The organism is Cohnella silvisoli, assembly GCF_021190915.1.
GTDB classification, from domain to species: domain Bacteria; phylum Bacillota; class Bacilli; order Paenibacillales; family Paenibacillaceae; genus Cohnella; species Cohnella silvisoli.
Map to the genome: position 1 here is coordinate 20,669 of NZ_JAIOAP010000031.1, position 9,320 is coordinate 29,988.

General features: G+C 46.6%; 8 protein-coding genes. 7 read left to right on the forward strand and 1 reads right to left on the reverse strand.

The window, feature by feature from the left end; all coding sequences use genetic code 11:
• Positions 1-62 precede the first annotated feature (62 nt).
• A complete protein-coding gene (locus K7P76_RS32590) occupies positions 63-608 on the forward strand; it encodes an NADPH-dependent FMN reductase (RefSeq protein ID WP_232190281.1) in 546 nt (181 codons plus the stop codon).
• Between the two features lie 101 nt (positions 609-709).
• On the opposite strand, the gene K7P76_RS32595 is transcribed toward K7P76_RS32590, so the two are convergent.
• Positions 710-1,432, reverse strand: coding sequence for a DUF421 domain-containing protein (locus K7P76_RS32595; protein WP_232190273.1), 723 nt, complete (start codon positions 1,430-1,432; stop codon positions 710-712).
• Positions 1,433-1,663: 231 nt separating this feature from the next.
• On the opposite strand from K7P76_RS32595, the gene K7P76_RS32600 reads away from it, so the two are divergent.
• From K7P76_RS32600 to K7P76_RS32625, 6 genes are all read left to right on the forward strand, one after another.
• Positions 1,664-3,160 (forward strand): FTR1 family iron permease, encoded by a 1,497-nt coding sequence (locus tag K7P76_RS32600; RefSeq protein WP_232190274.1) that lies wholly within the window; start codon positions 1,664-1,666, stop codon positions 3,158-3,160.
• A 22-nt stretch (positions 3,161-3,182) separates the two neighbouring features.
• Entirely contained in the window at positions 3,183-3,554 is a 372-nt protein-coding gene (locus K7P76_RS32605; protein WP_232190275.1) for a hypothetical protein, read from the forward strand.
• 184 nt (positions 3,555-3,738) lie between these two features.
• Positions 3,739-4,815, forward strand: a complete 1,077-nt coding sequence (locus K7P76_RS32610) for a D-alanine--D-alanine ligase (RefSeq protein WP_232190276.1) — start codon at positions 3,739-3,741, stop codon at positions 4,813-4,815.
• Between the two features lie 5 nt (positions 4,816-4,820).
• Complete coding sequence (locus tag K7P76_RS32615; protein ID WP_232190277.1) at positions 4,821-6,224, forward strand: UDP-N-acetylmuramoyl-tripeptide--D-alanyl-D-alanine ligase; 1,404 nt, start codon at positions 4,821-4,823, stop codon at positions 6,222-6,224.
• Positions 6,225-6,239: 15 nt separating this feature from the next.
• Entirely contained in the window at positions 6,240-7,451 is a 1,212-nt protein-coding gene (gene alr / locus K7P76_RS32620; RefSeq protein ID WP_232190278.1) for an alanine racemase, read from the forward strand.
• A gap of 202 nt (positions 7,452-7,653) precedes the next feature.
• The gene (locus K7P76_RS32625) at positions 7,654-9,132 is read left to right on the forward strand and encodes a DHA2 family efflux MFS transporter permease subunit (RefSeq protein ID WP_232190279.1); all 1,479 of its coding nucleotides are present in this window, start codon (positions 7,654-7,656) and stop codon (positions 9,130-9,132) included.
• Positions 9,133-9,320: the final 188 nt, after the last annotated feature.

Sequence of the window (9,320 nt, forward strand, 5' to 3'; positions counted from 1 at the left end):
CCTTCGATGCTAGAATAGATTTAGATATATCGGAATACAACATGAGAGGTCGTGTCCAATTGTTGAAAATCGCCGTACTGATCGGAAGTTTAAGACAAGGATCCTACAACTTGCAATTGGCTCACACGATGAAGGAACGCTACATTAACAAAATGGATCTTGATATCGCCGAAATTCGATCTCTTCCGTTTTTCGACCAGGATATCGAATTAAACCCGCCTCAAGCTGTTAAAGAATTATTAGGTAAAGTTGCCCGAGCGGATGGGGTGCTCATTATAACCCCGGAATACAATTGGTCTGTCCCCGGCGTACTCAAGAACGCGATTGACTGGCTGTCGCGCGTGGATAAAGTGCTGATCGGCAAACCGGTCATGACCGCGGGCGTCTCTCCAGGTATGATGGGTACGATTCGTTCACAGCTTCATCTGCGCGAGATTCTGGCAAGCCCGGGTATTCAAGCTAAGCTTCTGCCGCCAGCAGGCAATGAGATCTATATTAGTTCGGCTGGATTGAAATTTGACGAAACAACGTCGCGTTTGGTAGACGATTCTACCCTCCGCTTCATCGACCGTGTTGTCGATAAGTTTATTGAATTAACTCGACAATAAAGTGTAGATAATGCGAATGGAAGCAAATCGGCTTCCTTTAATATCGTTTTAAGCGTCGGGTAACATCGCAAGTCTCCCTAGATTTCGGGAGGCTTTTTGTTTCAGTTAGATTTCTCGTTTCCCGGATCGACGGGGTGTTTGATGTGGTCTTTGTATAGATCGAAAAACAAACTCCCGTTTGTTCCTCTAACCGCGTAAAAAACTTCCTCTAAGGCCAAACCTCTTTCGTTCAATTGCTGGGCAAGCCACTCAGGACTCATTCCGTCGTGTTTCATATTTTCCGAGACAACTTCTCCATCCATGATGAGCTCGATCGGAAATTGGCTTTTCTTTGCTTGCGCGCTGCTTAGGTTGAATAGATCTTTCTGCGTAATTTGCCGATATTGTTGTTTTTTTAACACGGACAGCTTTCCATTTAACTCAAGAACGGCGTACTCCACCTCCTCGATGTCGAAAATCTCTTTTTCCCTTAATTCTTGATCTAAAGTATCTATTGAAAACTTTAGTTTCTTAAGGTTGTTTTCCAGAATTTTGCCGCTTTCGATTACGATTGTCGGTTTACCCGATAACCATTTCCTTAACTTTCGGCTTTTCATTGTCACTAACGCGACGATATAGGCAATACCGCCAAACGTAAGAAGCGCCACCGTAAGATGCCCTGATCCGAGGGCGGTGTTAAAGGCGATATTTCCCGTAATGGCCCCTAAGGTAATAGACAAAACAAAGTCGTAATAAGTCATTTGCGTTAGGGTGTGTTTACCGAGAATTTTCGCAATGATCATAATTAAGACAAAAGCGGCAATCGTTCTTATTATAATCTCCAATAAAATATTCAGGCTGATCTCCTCATTTTTCGTAATTTATAGGTTACATATTAGAATCGACTTGTTAAACAATCCTTATACTGGCAGCTAGGAGAAGCGGCCTAACTTTATTTAAGTTTGTGCATAAAACCGATTGACAATGTGCCAAGAAATCAGTTAAGATACATTTCGTAATTAACTATGATAATCATTCTCATTTAATTATAATGATTCTAAACTAAGAGGTGCTTCATGTTTAAACCGGCGAAAATGATAATTGTATTCTTATGCTTGTTCGTATTATTCCCTGTCTCTCTTGTTTATGGGGATACGCCGTCTGCGGAGAATCAGTTGAAACAAGCGAATGAATATATCGTAAAGGCTATTGAATTCGCTAAGAAAGACGATATCGAAGGCGCGAAGGAACAGTTCGAATTGTATAAGAAGCAATGGTTCGCCATAGAAGAAGGCATTAAAGACAAGTCGATATCAAGCTACAAAGACATAGAAGACGTTATGGGGCGAATCGCTTTCGCATTGCTGCAAAATCCCGTCCAATCCCAGAACGTGATCAAAGGTTTAACCGAGCAAGCGGACATAAATCAACGTTTTATTGATGGGAATTACGCAGCTGACGACAAAACGGCCAACAATCCATCCGGTAATTTAACTGCCGTAATCGCTTTGCTGAAAGAAGCTAAGCAATACCTCGATCAGGGCAATATCGAAGAAGCGAAAGCAAGCATCGAACAGTTTCGCGGCTCTTGGCTCGATGTAGAAGGCATCGTCCTAACCCAGTCAGCTAAAGCGTATGCGGACTCCGAGAGAGATATGGTACTTAGCTATTCCTATTTATCGAGCAGCCCTGCGAAAACGGAAGAAGCCAAGCATACGCTCAATACGATGATTGATTACTTAGAACCGCTGGCTTTGAAAACAAGCTATAACATGTTGGATGCCGTAACGATACTGTTGCGCGAAGGTTTAGAAGCTTTGCTTGTCGTCGTTGCTCTGCTTGCTTTCTTGAAGAAATCCGGCCACGAGGACAAGAAAAAATGGATCTGGTCCGGCGTTTCAATGGGCATAGCCGTAAGCATAGTAATAGGTGTTATCGTTCAGGTGTTATTCTCTTCCGGCGCTTTCGGGAACAACAACTTTATGATCGCCGGTTTTACGGGTATATTCGCCGCTGTCATGCTGCTCTATATGACCTACTGGCTTCATAGCAACGCCAGCATCACGCAATGGAATTATTATATTAAGAGCCGCAGCACGAAAGCTCTCGCCAAGGGCAGTTTATGGTCGCTTGCGATTCTCGCGTTTCTTGCCGTTTTCCGTGAAGGTACCGAGACCGTATTGTTTCTGATTGGTATGGCGTCTTCCATAAACATTGTGGATCTATTGGCCGGTGTAGGAATCGCGGTTGCGATCCTTGTCGTTGTTTCGTATCTCGTCCTGCGTGTCGGCGTCAAGATTCCTATTCGCCCGTTCTTCTTGGTCTCGAGTATTTTGGTGTTCTACCTGTGCTTCAAGTTTACGGGGATGGGCGTGCACGGCTTGCAATTGGCGGGTTTCCTTCCGGCAACCGATATGAACGGAATAACGACAATCGATGCATTGGCGATATATCCGACTTGGGAAGGAATCATTCCTCAAGGCTTGTTGATTGTGGCTGCAGGTGGAATCGTGGTTTGGAATAAAGTTAAGGATCTTAGATTGCAGAAGCAATTAGAGATAAATAATGCATAATTGGAAAAAGGGGAGTATCACAATGAAACATAACGGAAAATGGTTTGGGATTACGGCTATTATTATTCTTACACTTTTGTTGTCGGCATGCGGCGGCGGTGGAAATAAAATCGCCGACGGTGCGAAAGATATGAAGAAAGTGCTTGCCGAAGTCAAGGCCTCAGTTGATGCGGGCGATGTCGAGAAAGCAAAATCCGGTGCAGTGAAGCTTGAAGAAGCATGGGCTTCATTCGAAGACGAAGTTAAAGATAAGTCCAAAGATTTGTACGACAAAGCGGAAACTCCGCTTCACGTTATCGAAGCTGGCGCGGCCGTAGATCCTCTCGACAAAGAAACGTTGAATAAATCGATCACGGAACTGGATAATGTATTAAGCGAGATTGAGAAAATTTAATGATGATTGATGAGTGACCAAGGATTGCCTTCGCGGGCAATTCTTTTTTTTGTGCGCGATGGATCTTACTTATCTTTTATTTAGGATTCTTAAGCTTTATTTAAGCAATTATTACGAGCCTCATTAGGTTTGTTCGTTATCTTAGAAGGAGATAAGCAAATGGCTGACGAGGAGTTATTAGATTATGAAAACGATTTTGTACATCCTATACGGCGGTAAATCCGTGGAACATGAAGTTTCATTGAAAACAGCTTATACGGTTATCCAATCCATTGATCAAGGCAAATTCGATGTGTATCCCATTTACATTACGCAAGAAGGTATTTGGTGCTCACGCGGGAAGCTCGAGGAAACGCCAAATGAGCTTCATGACCTCATCATTCGCCCATCGCACGAACATACCGCCCCTTCGTTAGGTGAAGTCCTGACGAATGTGTTTTCATTGGAAGGGCCTAAAGTCGTGCTGCCGCTTCTTCATGGCTCGAACGGTGAAGATGGTACGATTCAGGGGCTGCTGGAATTGCTCGATATTCCGTATGTCGGCAACGGGGTGCTTTCCTCCGCTCTGGCATTGGACAAGGTGGTATCCAAGGAACTGCTGGCCCACGCGGGAATTTCTCAAGCCGAGTATCGAACGTTCACTTATGTTCGATGGATTCAAGATCTTAAGGGTTTGATCGGCTGCGTTCAAGAAGAAATCGGATACCCCTGTTATGTTAAGCCGGCTTCTCTAGGCTCCAGCATCGGAATCAGCAGATGCAAGAACGAAACTGAGCTAAGGGAAGCCATTCATGCTGCCTTTCAATATGACCGTAAAATCGTCGTTGAGAAGGAAGTCGAAGGTAGAGAAATCCAAGTCGCCGTCATGGGAAACGAACAACCTCTCGTTTCGATCCCCGGAGAATTCATTCAAGACAAGGCTTTCTTTGATTTTAATGCGAAATATGTGGATGGACGGCTAACGATGTCTATTCCGGCGGTGATCCCGGAAACGGTTACCCGTCAAATTCAACAGACAGCCAAGCTTGCATACCGAACCTTGAATTGCTCGGGTCTGGCAAGAGTCGATTTCTTCATCGACCGAGAAGGGCAGTTGTACTTGAACGAAATCAACACCCTTCCCGGATTTACGAAATTCAGCATGTACCCTATCATGTGGGAAAGAACGAACGGCACGACGTATTCCGAACTCATCGAGAAGCTAATCGACTACGCCTTCACGCGTCACTTAGACAACCAAACCATCCAATACACGAGGTGAACAAAATGATCCGGAGAACTTTGCAGCAGGTTTCCGTAATGGGCGATACGTCTTTCCCAACGAAAGAACAGCAGGGCATTGAAATAACCGGTGTTTCAATCGATACGCGCACTCTGCGCAAAGGCAATCTGTATATTCCCATCGTCGGAGATCGGTTTAACGGTCACCATTTTGCCCATCTCGCGATTGAGAAGGGAGCAGCAGCCGTTCTATGGAATTGGAATGAACCGAACGCGCCGTTAGGGATGATCCCTGTACTCATGGTAAAGGACACCTTGATTTCCCTTCAGACGCTTGCCAAAGAGTATTGCGCTCAATTGAAAGCGACGGTTATCGGCATCACCGGCAGCAACGGCAAAACTTCAACAAAGGATATGTTAGCCGACTGCCTGTCCCAACAATTCATAACGCAAAAAACGTTAGGCAATCTAAACAATCACCTTGGAGTCCCCTTAACGTTGTTGAGCTTGGAAGAAGATACGGAAATGGCAGTCGTAGAGATGGGAATGTCCGGACTTGGAGAAATCAAATTGTTGTCGGATATGGCAAAGCCCGACATCGCCATTATTACGAATATCGGCGAGGCGCACTTAGGAGACTTAGGCAGCACTCACAACATCATCAAGGCGAAAATGGAAATTTTGTCAGGCTTGAAGCAGAACGGAACTTTAATATACAACGGCGATCATGTGTTGTTGTCGGGAGCCGTTGAGTCGATAAGAGGTGAATTCAACTTCATTTCCTTCGGGTTGGAGCAGCTGAATACGTATTATCCCGCTATAATCCGGATGGATCAGACGGGCTCGATAATTAACGTTCCGCAGCATTCATCTATTCCGTACAGCATTCCCCTTGCCGGCAAACACCAGATCCTTAATGCTCTCGCGGTAATCGCGGCAGCCACGAAAGCGGGGATGAATGCGGATAAGCTGCGAGACGGGTTAGCGAATGTACACCTATCAAGCATGAGGAACGAAGTTATCGAGGCGGACCATTTTACGCTAATCAACGATACTTACAAATCCAATCCGTCCAGTGCGATTGCGGCTCTTGAAACGCTTTATTTATGGCCAGCCGATAGGCAGAAGATTGCCGTGCTTGGCGATATGCAGGATCTGGGTGAACAGGCCGTATCTCTGCACCACGAAATCGGCTCCTACGCCGATGATGCGCATTTAGACTATTTGTTTACGTTCGGTCCCCTTTCCGTGCATACGGCGGATAACGCCAGAAGACGGATGTCTCCGGATCGAGTGTTCAACTATGAGGACAAGCCATTGATGATCGCGCATATTCGTTCGGTTCTTGAACCGAACGCCGTCCTCTTAGTAAAGGCTTCAAGGGCATTAAGGCTGGAGGAAGTCGTCGATTCGCTTCTTGAAGGACAACCGCAAGCGGCAATGGGTTAACAAGGGGGGAACAAGATGGAACCGTCAGAAATCTACAGGGATACGTGGGCGGAAGTGGACTTGTCTTGCATTAGTCATAACTTGAAAGTCATTAAATCCCGTTTGCCGGCACCCGCGGAATTCATGGCCGTCGTTAAAGCAAACGGTTACGGGCACGGTGACAGGGAAATAGCCGAAATTGCCGTTCAAGCTGGCGCCGACAGCTTAGCGGTGGCTTATCTTAGCGAAGCTATTAACTTAAGAAGACAGGGAATAACCGCGCCGATCCTCATTCTGACGCCTATCCAACCTCAGGAAGTGCCTATTGCCCTGAAACATCGGTTCATGCTTACCGTTACGAACGCGGGATGGCTCGAACAAATGAGAGCATACAAATCAGCAAATTCCAGGGACAAGCTACGGATTCACATCAAATTCGATACAGGACTCGGAAGAATCGGATTACGGGAGCGGGAAGAGTGGGATGCAATGGTTCCCAGGCTCAAGCAACCTGACATTGAGGTCGCGGGAATATTTACTCATTTGGCTACGGCGGGTAACGTGGATATCGGTTATTCGAAGGCACAGGCTGCGAAATTCCAACAGATGTTAGGCTGGGTTAAGGAATCCGGCGTGAAAGTCCGACAATTTCATTGCGCGAACAGCGCCGCTGCGCTGCGTTTTCCCGAAATGGTGTTGGATAACGTCCGCGTAGGAGCGGCGTTGTACGGATTTTATGCTAAGGAACATGCACCCGATCTGCAATTAAGGCCGGCATTAAGCTTACATAGCCGCCTTATTCATGTGAAGAGAGTGAATAAAGGGCAATATATCGGTTACGACAACTCCTACCGGGCAGCCGAAGACGAATGGATCGGAACCGTACCGATCGGTTATGCAGACGGTTGGTCCCAAAGCCTGCAAGGCTCCGAAATGCTGGTGGATGTACAACGCGCACCTATCGTTGGCAAAATCGGAATGGATCAATTGATGATCCGCCTGCCTCGATCCTACCCCGTTAATACGCTAGTTACGCTTATTGGGAAGCAGATGGACGAACAAATTACATGCGCGGAATTAGCTGCACATTTGGGAAGTGTTCCCCAGGAAATCTCGACCTCCCTGTCTTCCAGGATCCCGAGGCTATATAAGGGGCATGAGATTGTGACAGAAATGATGACCCCGGTCACTAGTGTCCATTTCCCTAATTATGTCAAAAAGGAAGTGAAGACGAAAACGAGGAGGTGAACGGTTATGAAAAAAAATCAAATCAAAAAAGTGGACGATATTGAATGGGGCATCAGAATATTGAATAAGTAATTGATATTGTTTTTTCTAACCTGCGTAAACCGCGGGTTTTTTCTTGTGAATTGACGAATCGCCTTTCAGCTATTCCGAATCCATAAACAAATCGTGGACATCATACAAAGACAGAGAGAGGATGACAACCATGAATAACATAAGCGCTGCCCTAAGAAAAGGACCGATTGTCGCCTCTTTGCTCATCGGCGCATTCGTTGCGATATTAAGTCAAACCCTGTTAAACGTAGCTCTACCCAAGATGATGGATGACCTAGGCATTGGAGCTAACACGATACAATGGCTTTCTACCGGGTATCTGCTGGTCAATGGTGTTTTGATTCCCGTTAGCGCGTATTTAATCAATCGATTCACGACCCGGCAGTTGTTCATGACCGCTGTCGGTCTGTTCACGATCGGGACGATCATATGCGCGACTGCAGCCAATTTCGAGATCCTGCTTATCGGACGTCTTGTGCAAGCGGCAGGCGCAGGCATTCTTATGCCGTTAATGTCCGTCATTTTCTTGACGATATTCCCGATCGAACAACGCGGGAAAGCGATGGGGATGATGGGGCTTGCGATGATCTTCGCTCCGGCGGTAGGCCCGACGTTATCCGGCTGGGTGGTCGAGCATTACGATTGGCGAGTTCTGTTTTACATCGTGCTACCTATTTCCTTGTTTGCTTTTATCTTCGGAAGCGTCTCGATGAGGAATGTAACGACAACGACTTCCCCCAAGCTTGATGCGCTTGGCATTATCTTATCGACGCTCGGGTTCGGCGGTTTATTATATGGGTTCAGCGACGCGGGTAACGACGGTTGGGATAGCGCGAGGGTTATCGGCAGCCTTGTCGTAGGGGCCATTGCGTTGCTTTTATTTTTCTGGAGAGAGTGGACGATCGAGAAGCCGATCCTCGAATTCCGCGTTTTCAAATACAATATGTATTCGCTCACCACCGTAATTAATATGATCATTACGATGTCCATGTACTCCGGGATGATCCTGCTTCCGATCTATTTGCAGAAAATACGGGGGTTCTCTCCTCTAGATGCTGGATTACTCCTCTTGCCTGGGGCCATTCTAATGGGAATCATGTCGCCGGTTACCGGTATTATTTTTGATAAAATCGGTGCGCGTTGGTTGTCCGTGGTCGGACTTATCATTACGGTAGTAACGACTTTCGAGTTCAGCCGCTTAACCATTGATACGACCTATTCGCATATGATCCTTATGTATACTTTGCGGATGTTCGGCATGTCGATGCTTATGATGCCGATTCAGACCGCCGGGATGAATCAATTGCCCGCTCGATTAAATGCTCATGGCTCGGCTATGTCCCAGACGCTGCGGAATGTCGCCGGCGCGCTAGGAACCGCGTTCCTCGTGACCGTAATGACGAACACCGCAGGTACGCGTATCAGAGAGCTCATCGTTGGTGGCAAGATAGCCGCGACCGATAAGGCAGGAATATTGGAAGCAACCAAAGAAGGAACGATATACGGAATCAATCATGCGTTCGTCATTGCGACATGGATTACGGTGGCCGCGCTTGCGCTCGCTTTCTTCATCCGTAAAGTGAAGGTGCAATCGGAGACGATCGTGTCCACGGCGACTGAACAGAACTAACAATGAACCTCCCCTACTTTCGCTTCGCTAAGAAGTAGGGGTTTCTTACCAGCCACACCATTACTTTCTGCAAGCAAATAGGTTGGCTACTTGCTTTCGCTGCTGGCAGCGGAAATCTAACGGTAGGGTTCAGTAAGCAACACTTTTGCAAGTGGGTGGGAACTCACCATCTACTACTTCTCGCTAAG